This window comes from Streptomyces griseiscabiei, from assembly GCF_020010925.1.
Lineage (GTDB): Bacteria > Actinomycetota > Actinomycetes > Streptomycetales > Streptomycetaceae > Streptomyces > Streptomyces griseiscabiei.
Genome location: NZ_JAGJBZ010000001.1, coordinates 544,831 through 560,115, shown reverse-complemented (window position 1 = coordinate 560,115; position 15,285 = coordinate 544,831). Strand labels below are relative to the sequence as shown.

General features: G+C 70.1%; 18 protein-coding genes. 10 read left to right on the top strand and 8 right to left on the bottom strand.

Going from position 1 to position 15,285, the window contains the following annotated elements; genetic code table 11:
* Positions 1 to 38 precede the first annotated feature (38 nt).
* Positions 39 to 956 (top strand): sulfite exporter TauE/SafE family protein, encoded by a 918-nt coding sequence (locus tag J8M51_RS02375; protein ID WP_086763867.1) that lies wholly within the window; start codon positions 39 to 41, stop codon positions 954 to 956.
* A 77-nt stretch (positions 957 to 1,033) separates the two neighbouring features.
* Here the strand turns inward: J8M51_RS02375 and J8M51_RS02370 are convergent, their stop codons facing one another.
* The 3 genes from J8M51_RS02370 to J8M51_RS02360 all read right to left on the bottom strand — a co-directional run bounded on the left by J8M51_RS02370 (position 1,034) and on the right by J8M51_RS02360 (position 4,029).
* Positions 1,034 to 1,894, bottom strand: coding sequence for an intradiol ring-cleavage dioxygenase (locus J8M51_RS02370; protein WP_398855396.1), 861 nt, complete (start codon positions 1,892 to 1,894; stop codon positions 1,034 to 1,036).
* A 211-nt stretch (positions 1,895 to 2,105) separates the two neighbouring features.
* Entirely contained in the window at positions 2,106 to 2,666 is a 561-nt protein-coding gene (locus J8M51_RS02365; RefSeq protein ID WP_086763869.1) for a GNAT family N-acetyltransferase, read from the bottom strand.
* A 22-nt stretch (positions 2,667 to 2,688) separates the two neighbouring features.
* Positions 2,689 to 4,029: a hypothetical protein gene (locus tag J8M51_RS02360; protein WP_256966311.1), complete on the bottom strand. Its 1,341-nt coding sequence runs from the start codon at positions 4,027 to 4,029 to the stop codon at positions 2,689 to 2,691.
* A 653-nt stretch (positions 4,030 to 4,682) separates the two neighbouring features.
* Between J8M51_RS02360 and J8M51_RS02355 the strand changes: the two genes are divergently transcribed.
* The 6 genes from J8M51_RS02355 to J8M51_RS02330 all read left to right on the top strand — a co-directional run bounded on the left by J8M51_RS02355 (position 4,683) and on the right by J8M51_RS02330 (position 8,718).
* Positions 4,683 to 4,886 (top strand): hypothetical protein, encoded by a 204-nt coding sequence (locus tag J8M51_RS02355; protein WP_086763871.1) that lies wholly within the window; start codon positions 4,683 to 4,685, stop codon positions 4,884 to 4,886.
* Complete coding sequence (locus J8M51_RS02350; protein WP_086763873.1) at positions 4,883 to 5,143, top strand: hypothetical protein; 261 nt, start codon at positions 4,883 to 4,885, stop codon at positions 5,141 to 5,143. Before J8M51_RS02355 ends, J8M51_RS02350 begins: the two co-directional genes overlap by 4 nt.
* Positions 5,144 to 5,297: 154 nt before the next feature.
* Positions 5,298 to 5,594 (top strand): putative ATP-grasp-modified RiPP, encoded by a 297-nt coding sequence (gene tgmA, locus J8M51_RS02345; protein ID WP_086763875.1) that lies wholly within the window; start codon positions 5,298 to 5,300, stop codon positions 5,592 to 5,594.
* Positions 5,591 to 6,544, top strand: coding sequence for an ATP-grasp ribosomal peptide maturase (tgmB, locus tag J8M51_RS02340; protein ID WP_086763877.1), 954 nt, complete (start codon positions 5,591 to 5,593; stop codon positions 6,542 to 6,544). Before tgmA ends, tgmB begins: the two co-directional genes overlap by 4 nt.
* A complete protein-coding gene (gene tgmC, locus J8M51_RS02335) occupies positions 6,541 to 7,671 on the top strand; it encodes an ATP-grasp peptide maturase system methyltransferase (RefSeq protein WP_267298924.1) in 1,131 nt (376 codons plus the stop codon). Before tgmB ends, tgmC begins: the two co-directional genes overlap by 4 nt.
* Before the next feature lie 180 nt (positions 7,672 to 7,851).
* Positions 7,852 to 8,718, top strand: coding sequence for an aldo/keto reductase (locus J8M51_RS02330; RefSeq protein ID WP_086763305.1), 867 nt, complete (start codon positions 7,852 to 7,854; stop codon positions 8,716 to 8,718).
* 36 nt (positions 8,719 to 8,754) lie between these two features.
* Here the strand turns inward: J8M51_RS02330 and J8M51_RS02325 are convergent, their stop codons facing one another.
* The gene (locus tag J8M51_RS02325) at positions 8,755 to 9,231 is read right to left on the bottom strand and encodes a hypothetical protein (protein WP_179203488.1); all 477 of its coding nucleotides are present in this window, start codon (positions 9,229 to 9,231) and stop codon (positions 8,755 to 8,757) included.
* Positions 9,232 to 9,481: 250 nt separating this feature from the next.
* Here J8M51_RS02325 and J8M51_RS02320 point away from each other — a divergent pair, with 250 nt between their 5' ends.
* Positions 9,482 to 9,964, top strand: a complete 483-nt coding sequence (locus J8M51_RS02320; protein ID WP_086763311.1) for a pyridoxamine 5'-phosphate oxidase family protein — start codon at positions 9,482 to 9,484, stop codon at positions 9,962 to 9,964.
* A gap of 16 nt (positions 9,965 to 9,980) precedes the next feature.
* On the opposite strand, the gene J8M51_RS02315 is transcribed toward J8M51_RS02320, so the two are convergent.
* From J8M51_RS02315 to J8M51_RS02300, 4 genes are all read right to left on the bottom strand, one after another.
* Positions 9,981 to 10,466 (bottom strand): ATP-binding protein, encoded by a 486-nt coding sequence (locus J8M51_RS02315; protein WP_216590519.1) that lies wholly within the window; start codon positions 10,464 to 10,466, stop codon positions 9,981 to 9,983.
* 330 nt (positions 10,467 to 10,796) lie between these two features.
* Complete coding sequence (locus J8M51_RS02310) at positions 10,797 to 11,618, bottom strand: intradiol ring-cleavage dioxygenase (protein WP_086761626.1); 822 nt, start codon at positions 11,616 to 11,618, stop codon at positions 10,797 to 10,799.
* A 130-nt stretch (positions 11,619 to 11,748) separates the two neighbouring features.
* On the bottom strand, positions 11,749 to 12,417 hold the full coding sequence (locus J8M51_RS02305) for a response regulator (RefSeq protein ID WP_086761624.1): 669 nt from the start codon (positions 12,415 to 12,417) through the stop codon (positions 11,749 to 11,751).
* Positions 12,418 to 12,419: 2 nt separating this feature from the next.
* Positions 12,420 to 13,439, bottom strand: coding sequence for a HAMP domain-containing sensor histidine kinase (locus tag J8M51_RS02300; RefSeq protein WP_267298923.1), 1,020 nt, complete (start codon positions 13,437 to 13,439; stop codon positions 12,420 to 12,422).
* A 215-nt stretch (positions 13,440 to 13,654) separates the two neighbouring features.
* Between J8M51_RS02300 and J8M51_RS02295 the strand changes: the two genes are divergently transcribed.
* Together J8M51_RS02295 and J8M51_RS02290 are read left to right on the top strand one after the other, a co-directional pair.
* On the top strand, positions 13,655 to 13,990 hold the full coding sequence (locus J8M51_RS02295; protein WP_267298922.1) for a hypothetical protein: 336 nt from the start codon (positions 13,655 to 13,657) through the stop codon (positions 13,988 to 13,990).
* 29 nt (positions 13,991 to 14,019) lie between these two features.
* Entirely contained in the window at positions 14,020 to 15,285 is a 1,266-nt protein-coding gene (locus J8M51_RS02290; protein WP_267298921.1) for a cation:proton antiporter, read from the top strand.

The following is a 15,285-nucleotide window of genomic DNA, read 5'->3' as shown; positions in this document are numbered from 1 at the left end:
GGATACCCAGGACGACGAGGACGGGACGAGGAAAGAAGATGCGGACGCTGGTACTGCTCGCGCTGGCGGGCCTGGGCGCCCAGCTCGTGGACGGCAGCCTGGGCATGGCCTACGGCGTGACCTCGACGACCCTGCTGCTGGCCATGGGCACCAACCCGGCCGCCGCCTCGGCCACGGTCCACCTCGCCGAGATCGGTACGACCCTGATGTCGGGCGCCTCGCACTGGCGGTTCGGCAACGTGGACTGGAAGGTGGTCGCCAGGATCGGCGTACCCGGCGCGGTGGGCGCGTTCCTCGGCGCGACGGTCCTGTCCTCGCTCTCCACGGAGATCGCGGGCCCGCTGATGTCGCTGATCCTCCTCGGCCTCGGTCTCTACGTCCTCTCCCGCTTCACCCTGCGCGGCCTGCCCGAGGAACGCCTCGGCCGGCCGCTGCGGAAGCGGTTCCTGTCCCCGCTGGGCCTGGTCGCCGGCTTCCTGGACGCGACCGGCGGAGGCGGCTGGGGCCCGGTGGGCACACCGGCTCTTCTCGCGAGCGGCCGTATGGAACCCCGTAAGGTCATCGGCTCCATCGACACGAGCGAGTTCCTCGTCGCCGTCTCCGCGAGCCTCGGCTTCCTCTTCTCCCTCGGCTCCCAGGGCCTCGACCGGGCCTGGGTCGCCGCCTTCCTCCTCGGCGGCCTGATCGCCGCCCCCGTCGCCGCCTGGCTGGTGCGCCTGGTCCCGCCGAGGGTGCTCGGCTCGGCGGTCGGCGGAGTCATCATCGCGACGAACGTCCGCACACTCCTGAACAGCGACTGGATCGCGGCGCCGGGCGCGGTGAGCGCGGTGGTGTACGTCGCGGTGTACGCCCTGTGGGCGGCGGCCCTGACGTACTCGATCCGGGCCCACCGGAGGGAGCGGGCGGCGGCGGAGCCGACGGGTGAGGAGCGGCAGACCGTGACGGCAGGGGCGTAGCGACACGGAACGCATCGCCGACGGGCCCGGGGATCCCTCACGGTCCAGGACCCCCGGGGCCGTGGCGGGCCCCCGCGTCAGGCGCTGTCGACCCCGACCGTGATCGTCGCCCTGTACCCGTCGGACACACCGCTCCCCAACGCGGTCAAGGTCAGCAGCCCACTGGACGCGCCCCCGTCGTCGTAGATGCCGTCGTCGGACAGCGTCGTCTCCCGTGTCGTGTTGTCGGAGTACGGCGAGGTCGCCTGGATCTCCGCGTTGATGTCCTCGTCGAAGAAGAGCTGCCCGGTGTGGATGACCTCGCCGCCGGTGTACGAGTCGTCGGTGAGCGTCACATCCGTGTGCACTCGCATATGGACGTGCACGGCACGGGAGACGTAGTGCCCCGGCCAGATCGACGTGATGCTGCACTGCCCGTTCTCGTCGGTCATCTGCCCACCGCGCAGGAAGGTCCCGTTGTCCTCGTAGGTGTGCCCGTTCCCGCCGACGAACCCGGAGTACTCGCCGAGGTGGTCGCAGTGCCAGATCTCCAGCAGCGCGTCGGCGAGCGGCGCGCAGTCATCGGCCACATCGACGACGGTGAAGGTGTACCGAACCTCGAACCCTTCCTTGTCCTCCCGGATGTCCTCCCGGACGAGGGCGCCGTCGAGCGAGTACGGCCCCTCGGTGACCTCGGCGTTCAGCACACAGACGCTGCTGGTGGAGGCGGACCCGCTGCTCTCCGCCGTACCGCTCTCCGCCGTGGTGCTCTCGGTGGTGGTGTTCGCCGCCGCGAGCCCGGCGGCGGCCAGCCCACCCACCGCCGCGACCGAAGCCCCACCGATGAGCACCCTCCGCCGCCGCACACTCTTGTCCCGCCGGTGTTTCCCTCCGGCCTCCTGCGTCGGGTCCTGCTGTATGTGCTGGGGGTGGTTGTTCGTGTTCTCCGTCATGCCCATGAACCTAGGAACGCATCTGAAGAAATCCTTTATGTGCGGCTGTGAATGGGCTGGGGATGTACATCTCAACTAGCCTTGATTCAGGCGTAGTTGGGGCACGCCTGGTCAACTCCGAGTGCGTGTCGGCCCAGATGTCGGCGACGACGTCCATGAGTGGAGCCGCTCGCCTTCAACAGGCGGAATTCCCTGCGTGAGTTGACGACACTCCTGATTAACCGCTCCGCTTCTGCTCGACCCACTCGTGATCGAGCATCGCGTGGACGACGGAGTCACGCCACATTCCGCCCTTGCGGATGTGCTCACGAATCCGGCCTTCCTCGACCATTCCGGCCCTGGCCATCGTCCGTGCGGAGGCCTCGTTGACCGGAGACCGTGCGCCCCAGACCCGATGCAGACCCAGTTCCTCGAATCCGACACCGAGCAGCAGCCGTACCGTCTCGACCCCGTACCCTCGCCCCCACGAGGCCGGGCGCAGGGCGAACCCCATGGTCGCGCCACCGGGTTGGTGCGGGTCCAGGGCCAGCCGCCCGAACCCGACGAGCGTGTCGGTCTCCCGCTCGACCACGGCGAGCACGTACTCCGTACGCTCCTCGGCATCCGCCGCCGCGATGGAACGGCTCACGATCCCGCCCACCTCGTCGCGCGTGCGCGGCTCGAAGGACAGATGCTCGGTCGCCCGCTCACTGCCGTAGATGGCGAACACGGCGTCGGCGTCCTCCGACCGTAGTTCGCGTACTTCGAGATTCCCGCTCACACGATGGACCGGATACATGTCCCGGACTCTACTGGGATCGTCAACGCGGCAGAGCCGTCCTGTTCGGCGGGTACAGGGCGATCTCCTCGCGTAGGTCGCGGGCAACGGCGGCGGTGCGGACAGCCTCCCGGCTCAGCGCCACCTGAACTCGCTGTGCGGAGACGACGATGCCTCGGTTGCGCTGTCGGGGAGGCAGGTCGAGCACGGGCCGGATGGCGTCGGCGGCCCCATCCAGGTCGTTGGCGTGGAGTCGGGTCAGAGCAAGGTTGCAGTGCGCGCCCGCTTGGTCCCCGAACGCCCAGTGCGGTGCGTCCGTGTCGCTGAAGATCTCTACGGCCTGCTCCGCCCGGCTCGCGGTACGTGCGTCCCCGTGGCCGAGCAGGACATGGGACTCGACGGCGTAGTAGAGCTGTTTCTCCGGGCGGAAGTGCAGAAGACCGCCCAGGCCGTCGACGTCGTCCGGCACCGTACGCTCCCGCAGCCGCTCGGCGCGGTCGCTCGCCGCGAGCACGGTCTCCGCGTCTCCCAGCAGTGCTGCGGCCCTTGCCTCCAGACTGGCGAGCCAGACGCTCGTCGTGCCGCGCAGGTCCGGGTGTTCGGCGGCTCCCTTCCGCGCGTAGTACAGGGCGTCGTCCGCATTGCCCGACCAGTAGGTGATGAGGGACTTCAACCCGTCGGTCAGCGCGATCAGTCCCGGATGCTCGGCCTGCTGTGCGCATACGCCGGCCGCGCGGGCCTGCGTCATCGCGGTCGCCGGGTCCCCCATGTCGTGACTGGCCTTCGCCATGAACCACGACAACAACGTGGCCATGACGTGCAGTTGCCGCAACTGCGACGGCCGCGACCGACCGCCCTCGATATGCCGGAACACCTCGTCCTGCGCGGCCACCAGGTCGTCGAACACGTCCGTCAACGGCACGCGCGGATAGCGCTCGGCGATGCTGCGCACCTCATCCTGCAAGAACCCGATGGTCTCCTCGCCCAACTGCCCCCGTTCGGCTCCCATGGCAAAATCCCGTGCACGCCGTGCCGCCATTTCAGCGCCCTTTCTCATGTCTCGCAGTTCCGCGTCCGACGTCGAGTGGTCTTCGGTACGTGACGTCTGGTCAACAGCGGCGGACGGGGCAGTCTCGCCAGGGCTCCACAGCCGCTCGAAACTGCAGCCGAACATGGCCACCAGGACCCGTCTGGCATCGCGGTTCGGCCTCCGCTGGTTGTAGTACCAGGCCTCGAAAGTGCTGGCTGCCGGAGTGCACGTCGCCAGATCGGGATCCTGATCGGTCTCCGACAGCCTCTGCGCGGCTTCCCGGAAGCGAGGGATGAATGCCCGGGGATCCTTCCACTCCCGTTGATCGACCAGATAGCGGAACAACGTGCCCATGACGTCCTCCCTGCACGGCCTCCGTGCTTCGTCACTGCCACACGACGGTAGAGCGGTCGTGTCTTCAAACTGCCCTGCGTGAGCGGTGGTTATCGCCACAGACACAGTTCCGATGGAAGAGCGAGGGAAAGCCGCCACCCATCGCCTCCAGCCGATGGGAACCCGGTGCCGATGCGGGGGTGGAGACGCAAGCTCCCGCCCCACCACACTCAAAGCGCGACTACAGAGCGTGCCTGCCTGAGCACGTGTAGGCGGCAAACAGCCCACGCCCGGCATACAGAACCCCGGCAACCGCTGACACGGCCCCGGGGCATGGCCGATCTGACCAGGAGACCGACAATGCACCTTGTATCACGAGCACGCACATGGGTGAGAGGGAGACTTCTCGGCACATCCGGTCCCGGCAGCAGTGCCCGCGGTACAGCCCCGGAACCTGTCTCAGGCCGATACGTCCCCCATCCGACCCCCGAGATCTGGGCCGCGATCCTCGCGAGTGCCCGCCGCCGCAGAGCCCCACGCCTCCGGCCGCCCATCGCACTGCCCACCATCACCGCCGAGGACATCACCAGCAGCCTGGTCGGCATCTACCTCCTCCCACCCGAGGTACTCCAACGTGCGCGTGCCGCAGCGCGGATGGCAGAGGAGGCCCACCGATGACCGACGTACAGAGCCGCCAGCCCACCACACCCCCCACCGAACTCCCCATGCTCCGCGCCTACCGCCTCTGGTTCGAGCACACCCGCAAATGCACCACCGGCTGCAAGGGCACCCCCAAGGCCCAGGACGGCTGCGAGGACGGACGCCAACTCTGGGGCACATACCGCCTCGCCCGCATCGGGAAGACGACGACGCCATGACCTGGACCATCGAACGCCCGCAGGGCCGCCCCGTACGCCGCACCGCCGACAACCAACTCGCCGTACCCCTACGACTGTCCCTCACCGACGGCCAAGCCACAGACACCGAACTGACCTTGAGCCTCTCCGAGGCCGAGCATCTGCATGCCGCATTGTGCCGCGCACTCGACGGTGAGCCGCCCCCACCAACCGCACCGGACTGCCGCCAGTCGGTTCAGACCTCGCCCAGCACGGCGCACATCGTGGGACGTGCGTAGTTTCCTGGGCTGTCCCACAACCCCTCGCCTGTGGCCGAGCGGCATCCGGCGTCGGGCGGCGATGAAGCCGGGGCCCGGTCCTTGTGGACCTTGCCGACAGAGGAAAGATCCAAGACCTGCCCAGGCGGGTCCTCCCGAGAGACAGAGGAGATGCATGTTCGTCCACTCCGACCGTCTGCCCACGAGCACGGCGGTCCCGCAGGGAACAACCACCCCGGCGCCATGGGGCGTCGGTCGCATGGCGCCGTACCCCACCATGGCCCCCGCGTACACCACCGTCCGCCTGGACCCGGCCACCCAGACAGCCGTGTACCTCGACGCGGTCGGCCACGTCGTGGAGATCCCGGGCCACGGCACGGGCACCGGCACCAACCCCTCCACCGGCACCAGCCCCGACGGGCAGAACCAGGGGGCCACGGACACCGACACCGGGAGTGACAGCGACCAGTGAACAACCTGCGTCCGGTGCTGGTCGTCACCAGTTTGCACGATCCCACCGCCGACGTGGTGATCCGGGAGTTGCACGATCGGGACGTCCCGGTCGTGCGGCTCGACTCCGGGGACTTCCCCGCATCACTGTCGGTGGAGGCGGAGATCACCTCGCACGGCCTTCAGGGACGCCTCCGCACCCCGTCCCGTACCGTCGGCCTGGCCGACGTCCGTGCCCTCTACTACCGTCGGCCGACCGGGTTCGCCTTCCCACACCTCGACGAGCGGGACACGCTGTTCGCCATCACCCAGGCCCGATACGGGCTCGGCGGAGTGCTGGCATCGCTGCCGGGCTGTCTCTACGTCAACCATCCCCACCGCATCGGAGACGCGGAGTTCAAGCCGTCAGGTCTCGCCGCAGCCGTGGCGGCAGGCTTCCTGGTACCGCCCACGCTTGTGACCTCCAGCCCCGAAGCCGCGCGGGCCTTCATCGAGAGACAGGGCTCGGTCATCTACAAGCCACTGCACAATCCCGTCTACCGGGTCGATGGAATCTCGAACGTCGTGAAGGTCGCCGAGGTGTCGGCAGCGGACATCGACGACGGCGTGGCGGGCACGGCCCACTTGTTCCAGAGTCGCATTCCCAAGACCGCCGACGTACGCGCGACCGTCATCGGTGACCACGTGTTCTGTGTCCGGATCGACTCCGACCTGCTGGACTGGCGCACCGACTACGGCCGACTGACCTACGCGCCCGTGGAGCCGCCGCACGGAATCGTGCCGGCCCTCCACCGCTACCTGGATCACTTCGGGCTTGTCTTCGGGGCTTTCGACTTCTGCGTGGCCGAGGACGGGCGATGGTGGTTCCTGGAGTGCAACCCCTCCGGTCAGTGGTACTGGCTGGAGCCTGAGACGGGCCTGCCCATGTGCGCGGCTCTGGCAGACCTCTTGGAAGGGAAGGGCACGACGTGACCGACGACAGAAACCTCCGCCTCGCACTCGCCGAGCGCCTGGTCAGAGGTGGTCACGTGCGCACCGCCCCCTGGCGAGCCGCCGTCGAAGCCGTGCCCCGGCACGAGTTCCTGCGCGGCGGATTCTTCGAACGGGCCGACGGCCCCGGTCCGACCGCCTGGCAGCCCGTCCTGCCTGATGACCCCCGATGGCTGGACCGCTGCTACGACGATGAATCTCTTGTCACCCAGATCGCCGGGGCGATCGCACCTCGCGACATCCGCGGCGAGATCCTTCGCGAGCCCACCTCGTCCAGCACCCTGCCCGGCCTCGTCGTCCGGATGCTCGAAGACCTACAGGTCGAGGACGGGCACAGCGTGCTGGAGATCGGCACCGGCACCGGCTACTCCACCGGCCTCCTCTGCCACCGGCTCGGGGATGACCTTGTGACGTCCGTGGAGGTTGACCCGGAGGTCTCCGCCCGTGCTCGTGTCGCACTGGGGCACGCCGGGTACGCGCCGTTCCTGGTCGTGGGTGACGGGCTGGCCGGTCACCCGGAGGATGCCCCGTACGACCGGGTGATCGCCATGTGCGGCGTCACGGAACTGCCTTATGCATGGGTCGAGCAGACCCGGCCCGGCGGGATCATCCTCGCCACCCTGGGTGGTTGGCTCCATTCCTCCGAACTCGCCCGCCTCACCGTGGGAGAGGACGGCACCGCCTGCGGTCGACTCCTCGACGGCCACGTATCCTTCATGATCGCCCGCCCCCAACTCCCGCCCCCGCTCGGTCTGTTGCCCGATCTGGACGACGGCGACGACGAACGTCCGACCTCGCTCGCAGTCGACTGCCTCGACGACTGGAGCACACGCTTCGTCGCCCAATTCGCGGCCCCTCACGCGCAACGCCTCAGCATCGACCGTGACGGTCACACCGAACACCTGTTGGTCGACGTCGACGCAGGCTCGTGGGCCGCTCTCTCCCTGGACGGCGGCAAGTGGACTGTACGCCAGGGAGGTGCCGCCCGTCTGTGGGACGACATCGAGGCAGCCGTGACCCGCTGGCGTGCCGACGGTGCCCCCGGGCTCGATCGCTTCGAGGTGACCGTCACCCCCGCCGGGCAGACCGTGACCTGGCCCAGGGGCTGACGCGACGAGCCCCGGGAGGACGCGAGCGACGGCCGGAGACAAGCCCCCGTTTGGTGCTCGGCATCGACCTGCTGGGCGAGGGTGTCGTGGTGTCCGAACGGAGGCTGTCGGCAGTGTCGCGTTCGGGGAACCCGAATGAAGGCGGGCCCAGGTACCGTCGGGGCGACGAGGGGGAGACCGATGACTTTGAGCACACCGAACACTCCGGGCACGGCGAGCACGTTCTCCATCGGAGGCGAATACCGGGTAACCCGGCTCGGGTTCGGCGCCATGCGTCTGCCGACCGAGCCCGGCCCCGCGCGGGAGGCCGCCGTCGCGGTGGCCCGGCGCGCCGTCGAACTGGGTGTCACCTTGATCGACACCGCCCACCTGTACGGATGGGGGGCCAACGAGGAACTCCTGGCGGAGGCCCTGCATCCGTACCCGGACGACCTGTTGATCACCACCAAGGTCGGGGTGACTCGGTCCGGGCCGGAAGGGTGGGCGTACGACGCACGGCCGGAGAGCCTGCGCGAGCAGGTCGAGCAGGGCCTGCGCCGGCTCCGGACCGAGCGCGTCGGCCTCCTGCAACTGCACCGGATCGACCCGAAGGTTCCGGTCGCCGAACAGGTTGGCGCACTTCACGAGCTCCAACTGGAAGGGAAGATCGGGCACATCGGGCTGTCCGAGGTCACCACCGTGCAGCTCACCGAGGCCCGGCGGACCGCCGAGATCGCGAGCGTACAGAATCGCTACAACCTCCTCGACCGGGACTATGAGCCGGTTCTGGAGGCATGCGAGGCCGCCGGCATCGCCTTTCTTCCCTGGCGCCCCGTCGCTGCGGAAGCCGCCTCGGGCCAGGAGTCCGTGCTCGCCACCGTCGCCACCGAACTCGGCGCCACCGTCCCCCAGGTCCTGCTCGCCTGGCTGCTCGCCCGTTCCCCGGTCGTCCTGCCGATCCCCGGAACCGGCTCGCTCGCCCATCTGGAGGAGAATCTCGCCGCGGCAGACCTCCGGCTCACCGACTCCCAGTGTCAGCGCCTCGACCGTACGGCCCCGCCTGCCTAGCGCGCCGACCGTCGTCCACCGGGCGACCCCATGCCGTCAGGGCGCGATGTCGTCCTCACCGACGTGCAGGTCCCCTCGCATGCGGGTCCGGAGTACGGCGAGGGCGTCGTTGTAGTTCAGGCGCCCTTCGACGTACACGGGGTCGGTGGCGAGGGCTCCCTCCATGACCCGGTCGCGGAGGTCGCGCAGGCGGCGGAAGGTGTCCTCTGACGCGTCTACGACGTGGCTGGGTGCGCTGATGGTCATCTGGTATCTGAGCCCGATGCACGGCCCGAAGGCATGGCGGGCGGTGGCGCGGCGTACGGACAGTTCCATGTCGGGGTCCCGGGCCACGTTGCCGCAGGTGTGCCGGGCCTCGGACAGGCTGGCCAGGTACTCCCCATACAGAGTGCGACGCGTATGTGTCTCGCGTTCCAGACGCTCTCGCTTCCAGCGCTGTCGGTCCAGGAGCAGGGCTGATCCGGTGGCGATCGCCGCGCCGACCAGGGTGCTCATCAGGGTGATCCACTGCATGGACCGAACGTAGTCACCGGTGTACGAGTGGGGCCCGCCTCGATCCAGCCGTACAGGCAGACAGAGGGCGGGACCCATGCGTCCTCGGGTGACGCGCTGGGCGACGCGGAGCGCCTGCACCGGGAGTTCACGCCGTTCGTGTCGGCGGGGCCATCGAGATCGAGTTCGCCGTTACGAGGGCGAACCTAAGCCTCGCGACCTAGTCCCGCCGCCCGATGCCACCGAGCCCCGTACGTCATAACCTCACCGCATGACGGCAGTTGACGCTCACCGCAGTGAACCCACCAGCGGACCCCGAAGCCCGGAGCAGCGGAAGCGGGAGGCGTTTGAGCGGCTCGGGCGGGACAAGGATGTATGGGTTGCCACGGCCGATGCCGGTGGGGAGCCGTGTCTGGTGCCGCTGGCCTTCTGGTGGGACGGGGAAGCGGTGTGGCTGGCCACCCGTGACACCAATCCGACCGGGCGCAATCTGTGTGCCTCGGGCCGGGTGCGGCTGAGCTTCGGGCATACCCGGGACGTGGTCCTGGCCCACGGGACGGCGAGTGTGCTGACCCGTGAGGAGTTGCCGGTCGAGGTGGGGGACGCCTTCGCCGCCAAGGATGGTTGGGACCCTCGCGAGGACCACCCGTCGTACGTCTTCTTCCGGGTGACGTTGCGGGTGGTGCAGGCGTGGGGGACGGTCCCCGAGATGGCCGGACGGACCCTGATGCGTGACGGGAAGTGGCTGGTCTAGCCCGCGGGTCCGCCCCTCACCCCAGCCGCATCGCCAACGTCACCTCGGCACCCGCTCCCGTCCCCCTCAGATCCGTCGTCACCGTCAGGCGGTCCGTGACCAGGTGGGCCAGCCAGAGGCCGCGGCCGGGGCAGGTGTCGGTGAGGCCGGGGAGGAGGTCGGGGATGGTGGGGGTGAAGCCGGGGCCGTCGTCGGTGATGCGGCATTCGAGTTCGTGGGGGAGTCGGCGCAGCTCCAGGCGGCCCTGGCCTCCGGCGTGTTCGACGGCGTTCGCGGCGATCTCGCTCACGGCCAGGGTGAACTCGCCGAGGCGGACCCCGCCGAGGCCCGCCGCTGCCGCCGTGTCCTCCACCTGGGCGCGTACCTGGGGGAGGTTCTCGCCGGTGAAGTGGCGTTTCAGCAAGAGCGTTTCGGGGGTGGGGCCGGGGGCTCCGTCGCCATCCCTGCCGCCGGTCCTTCCGGCCTCGCTTCCGGCCTCGCTCCCGGTCTTCCCGCCCGGCATCACGGCCGCCTCCTCTCGATGGGGGTCGATGGGTGTGGGCGCGGTCGCTGGGCGTCAAAGGTGAACTGCCGCACCTCGCCCAAGCTAGCCGTGCTCGCCCCATGCGTACCCAGGGGATCGAGAGGGCATTGTGTCTGGTTGGAAGCTTATGAATTCGATCAGTTTGTGATTGGGTTCGCCCGGTTTCAGCTGATCGGTTTTCGTCCGACGATCGGTGATCGGTGATCGGTGATCGGCGATCAGCCGGAGTGGCGGACGCGGGTGAGGGCGCCGACCGCACCGGCTCCCCTCCCACACGGTCCGGGAGGGAAGCCGGCGCTCGCCGTCAGCTCAGCTCGACTCCACCCCCACCGTCAGCGACCCCGCGTACCCGGCCGTGGGCGACGTGCCCAGGGCCGTCAGGGTGAGGAGGCCCGACGCGGCGCCTCCCTCGTCGTAGATGGAGTCCTGGGCGAGGGTGGTGCGGGTGACCGTGTTCGCCGAGTACGGGGAGAGGGCCGCGACCCGGGCCGTGACGGTCTCGTCGAAGAAGAGCTGGCCGGTGTGGAGTTCCTGGCCGCCCGTGAACGAGCCGTCGGAGGTGAGCGTGACGTCCGTGTGGACCTTGAGGTGGATGTGGATGCAGCGGCCCCGGTACCAGCCGGGGTAGACCGTCGTGATCCTCGCGACGCCGCTGGAGTTCGACAGGACGGCGCCGCGCAGGAACGTGCCGTTGTCGGGTTCGTCGTGTCCGTTGTTGCCGACGAAACCGGAGTACTCGCCGAGCGCGTCGCAGTGCCAGATCTCGACCAGGGCGTTCGAGAGCGGGGCGCAGGTGTCGTCGTCCACGACGGTGAGGGTGAGGACGAGGGGGAAGCCGGTCTTGTCCTCGCGGATGTCGGCGCGGACCAGTTGTCCGTCGAGGTAGTAGGGGCCTTCGGTCATCTCCTTCGTGAGGGTGCAGACGGCCGCGGCGGCCACGGGGGCGGTGTTCCCCGTGTCGGTCGCGGCGGGTGTGGGGGCTTCAGGCGTGGCCGCGGCGCCGACGGCCAGGGTGGCGGCCGTCGCGCCGGTGGCGATCAGTACGGTGCGGCGGCCGACCGCTGTTCCCGCAGTCGCCGCTGTTCCCGCGGTCGCCTCTGTTGCCTCTGGGGGCACTGAAGTGTCTGTCATGGACACGGCACCTTAGGAACGGAGGCTGTCGGTCAGCTGTCAGTCCGGTAAAGTGACAGATCGTCAAGTCTCTTGTGAGTCACGTGAGTTGTGTGAGCCTTGTGAGTCGATGGCATGCGAACCGCCTCGTCTACGGCTCGATCAGGCCCGCGCGGATGGCGTAACGGGTGAGTTCGAGACGGTCCTTGAGGCCCAGCTTCTGCAGCAGGTTGGCGCGGTGGCGTTCCACGGTCTTGACGCTGATGACGAGGAGATCGGCGATCTGCTGCGAGGTGTGGCCCTCCGCGACGAGCTTGAGGATCTCCTCCTCGCGCTCCGTGACCGGCCGGTCGGGCGGGGAGCCGAGCGGGTCGCCGTGCCGGACGCGGTCGAGATGGCCGCGGATCAGCGCGTTCACGGCGCCCGGGTAGAGGAAGGGCTCGCCGCGCATGGTGGCACGGCAGGCCTCGACCAGGTCGCGGTCGGCCACGGACTTGAGGACGTAGCCGGAGGCGCCCGCCGCGAGGGCCTCGAAGAAGTACTGCTCGTTGTCGTACATCGTCAGCATCAGCAGGGCGGTGCCGGGCTGGGTGCGGGAGAGTTCGCGGGCCGCCTGGAGGCCCGTCATCCGGGGCATGGCGATGTCGAGGACGGCCAGGTCCGGGTGGTGGGCGCGCACGGCGTCCAGCGCCTCGGCGCCGTTCCCGGCCTCCGCCACCACCGTCAGATCGGGCTCGGCGTCCAGGATCAGGCGTACGCCGCGGCGGACCAGCCGGTGGTCGTCCGCGAGCAGGATGCGGGTTCGCTTCGCCTCGGACATGGTCAGCTCCTCCCGGAGTGCGTGGGGACGACGAGCCGTACCTCGGTGCCGGTGCCGGTGCCGGTGCCGGTGCCGGTGCCGCTGCCGGGCCCGGTACCGCTGCCGATACCGCCGCCGGGGCCGGGGCCGCCGCCGGGGCCGAGCGTGAGGTCCGCGCCGACGAGCAGGGCGCGCTCGCGCATACCGCTGATGCCCGCCCCCTCTGGCGCGCCGCGGATTCCCACGCCGTCGTCGCGGACGCTCAGCTCCGTCCCGCCGGGGATACGGCGGAGGGTGACGTCGACGCGCTGGGCGCGCGCATGGCGGGCCGCGTTGGTCAGGCCCTCCTGGGCGATGCGGTAGAGGACGAGTTCGGTGTCCCGGCCGAGCGCCGGCAGGTCGGTGGCGATGTGGTGGCGCACGGCCAGCGCCGGGCCGGTGAACTCGCTGGTGAGGGCCCTGAGCGCACTGGTCAGCCCGAGTTCCTCCAGCACGCCGGGGCGCAGTCGGCGGGCGATGCGGCGGATCTCGTCGAGACCGGCGCGGGTGGTCTCCTGGACCTGGTGGAGCTCGTCGCGTACGGCCGGGGGCGTGTGGTCGGCGACGCGTTTGAGTTCGAGCAGGACGGCGGTGAGGGTCTGGCCGACCTCGTCGTGCAGTTCCTGGGCGATGCGGTGGCGCTCGGCCTCCTGCGCGGACAGGGCGCCGGCGGCGCTGGTGGCGCGTTCGGCCTCCAGACGGTCGAGCATCGCGTTGAAGGTGGTGATCAGCTCGGCGATCTCTCCATGGCCGCCGACGGCCGGACGGGTCCCCGGGCGCAGCAGGTCGATGGTGGTCATGGCGCGGGTGAGGCGTTGCAGCGGGGCGAGGGCGACCCGCAGCAGTACGCCGTTGGCGACGAGCATCGCGGCCAGGCCGACGGTGAGCACGGCGGCCTCGGTGAGCAGGACGGGGGTGGAGACGGTGACCGGGCCCAGCAGGAGAGCGGTCGCCGCGATCAGCACCACGGCGTTGAGCAGGAAGATCCGCCAGAACAAGGGCATCGGTTCACCTCCTCTCCGAGGGCCTCCCGGCCAGCCTGCGGGGTGGGGTGCGCCGGTGTCCATCGGGGCCGACACCCATCCCCGCACCGGCCGCGGGGGTGGGCCGTGGGGGTCGGGTACCCACGGAAATGAGTGCCGGGCCCGATGGTGGGGCCGTGAGCGGGCGTGTGACGGTGGCAGCACCCCCGGCTCACCGGTTCGCGGAGGGAGCAGCCATGACCCGGCCCGACACCGACCCGACGCACGACTCCCGTCGCCTCCCCGGCGCACGCCCAGCCCGTCCACTCCACCCAGCCCGCCCACTTCGCCCAGCCCGCCCACTCCGCCCCCGTGAGTACCGGCGGCGCCGGGGCCGGGCCTGGGCGCTGCTGGCCGTCTCGCTGGCGATGCTGATCACCGGCGCCGTACTGCCGCACGGCCTGCTCCTCGCGACGGGCCTGGTCACCGCGGGGATGGCGACCCATCTGCTGACCCCACCGGACGCCCCCGACCGCCCTGACCGCCCCGACCCACCGGACGACCCCGACCCGGCGACGATCACCAAGGCCTGACCGCCCACACCCCCGGAAGGCGGTGACCCGTGGGACATGCCGACACCCTGCTCGCCATGGGCGGCGCCTTCCTCGCCGCCGCCGTCCTCGCCCGCCTCGGCGGACGGATCGGGCTGCCGACCATCCCGCTGTTCATCGCCGCCGGCATCCTGCTCGGCCCGCACACCCCCGGCCCCGTACTGGTCGAGGACGCGCACGATTTCGAGATGCTCTCCGCGCTCGGCCTGGTGCTGCTGCTGTTCTACCTGGGCCTGGAGTTCCAGCTCGACGATCTGCGGAGCGGCGGCCGGCGGCTGCTGACGGCCGGCGGGACGTATCTGCTGCTGAACGTCGGCGCGGGCCTGGGGTTCGGCTTCGCCCTGGGCTGGGGGACACGGGAGGCCCTGGTCCTCGCCGGTGTCCTGGGCATCTCCTCCTCCGCCATCGTCACCAAGATCCTGGTCGACCTGGGCCGCATCGCCCGCCCCGAGACCCGGCTGATCCTGGGCGTCACCGTCGTCGAGGACATCTTCCTCGCCCTCTACCTCGCCGCGCTCCAGCCCGTCCTCAGCGGTGCGCAGAGCGTCGCCGACGCGGTTCTCCAGGCGTCGAAGGCGTTCGGCTTCCTGATGGTGCTGGCCGTCGCCGCCCGCTACGGCACCCGGCTGATCGGCCGCCTGATCGCCGTACGCGACAGTGAACTGCTGGTCATCAGCTTCCTCGGCGCGGCGATCCTCGTCGCCGGTGTCTCCGAGGTCCTCGGGGTGGTCGACGCCATCGGCGCCTTCATGGTCGGCCTCATCCTCGCCGGGACACCCTCCGGGCCGCGCATCCGTGAACTGGTGCATCCGCTGCGCGACGCCTTCGCCGCGATCTTCTTCTTCGCCTTCGGCCTGGCCATCGATCCGGCGGACCTCGCCTCCGTCGTCGTACCGGTCGCCGCCGCCGTCGCCCTCACCGTCGCCATGAACGTGGCCGCCGGACTGTTCTCGGCACGGCTGTACGGCTACGGTCCCCAGCCCGCCGCGAACATCGCCACCACGCTCCTCGGGCGGGGCGAGTTCGCGCTGATCCTGGCCGCCATGGCCGCCGGAGCGGGCCTCGACGGCCGCCTCGCCCCGTTCATCGCCGGTTACGTCCTCGTCCTGGCCGTCCTCGGCCCGATCGCCGCCGGGCACGCGCACCACCTCGCCCGCGCCCTGACAGCCGCAGGGTACGTAAGCCCCGTACGACCTCTGCGCCCCGGCCCCTCGGTCCCCGCCCCCAACACCCCTGCCGCGAGCGCCCGTTCCCCCGCAGACCGCCGAACACCCTGA

Coding starts and splice junctions, on each gene's coding strand:
- J8M51_RS02365 (WP_086763869.1), bottom strand. CDS start 2,666: ATGTATCCGGTCCATCGTGTGAGCGGGAATCTCGAAGTACGCGAACTA.
- J8M51_RS02320 (WP_086763311.1), top strand. CDS start 9,482: ATGACGGCAGTTGACGCTCACCGCAGTGAACCCACCAGCGGACCCCGA.
- J8M51_RS02350 (WP_086763873.1), top strand. CDS start 4,883: ATGACCTGGACCATCGAACGCCCGCAGGGCCGCCCCGTACGCCGCACC.
- J8M51_RS02305 (WP_086761624.1), bottom strand. CDS start 12,417: ATGTCCGAGGCGAAGCGAACCCGCATCCTGCTCGCGGACGACCACCGG.
- J8M51_RS02375 (WP_086763867.1), top strand. CDS start 39: ATGCGGACGCTGGTACTGCTCGCGCTGGCGGGCCTGGGCGCCCAGCTC.
- J8M51_RS02355 (WP_086763871.1), top strand. CDS start 4,683: ATGACCGACGTACAGAGCCGCCAGCCCACCACACCCCCCACCGAACTC.
- J8M51_RS02370 (WP_398855396.1), bottom strand. CDS start 1,894: ATGGGCATGACGGAGAACACGAACAACCACCCCCAGCACATACAGCAG.
- tgmA (WP_086763875.1), top strand. CDS start 5,298: ATGTTCGTCCACTCCGACCGTCTGCCCACGAGCACGGCGGTCCCGCAG.
- J8M51_RS02310 (WP_086761626.1), bottom strand. CDS start 11,618: ATGACAGACACTTCAGTGCCCCCAGAGGCAACAGAGGCGACCGCGGGA.
- J8M51_RS02325 (WP_179203488.1), bottom strand. CDS start 9,231: ATGCAGTGGATCACCCTGATGAGCACCCTGGTCGGCGCGGCGATCGCC.
- J8M51_RS02315 (WP_216590519.1), bottom strand. CDS start 10,466: ATGCCGGGCGGGAAGACCGGGAGCGAGGCCGGAAGCGAGGCCGGAAGG.
- J8M51_RS02330 (WP_086763305.1), top strand. CDS start 7,852: ATGACTTTGAGCACACCGAACACTCCGGGCACGGCGAGCACGTTCTCC.
- J8M51_RS02295 (WP_267298922.1), top strand. CDS start 13,655: ATGACCCGGCCCGACACCGACCCGACGCACGACTCCCGTCGCCTCCCC.
- J8M51_RS02360 (WP_256966311.1), bottom strand. CDS start 4,029: ATGGGCACGTTGTTCCGCTATCTGGTCGATCAACGGGAGTGGAAGGAT.
- J8M51_RS02300 (WP_267298923.1), bottom strand. CDS start 13,439: ATGCCCTTGTTCTGGCGGATCTTCCTGCTCAACGCCGTGGTGCTGATC.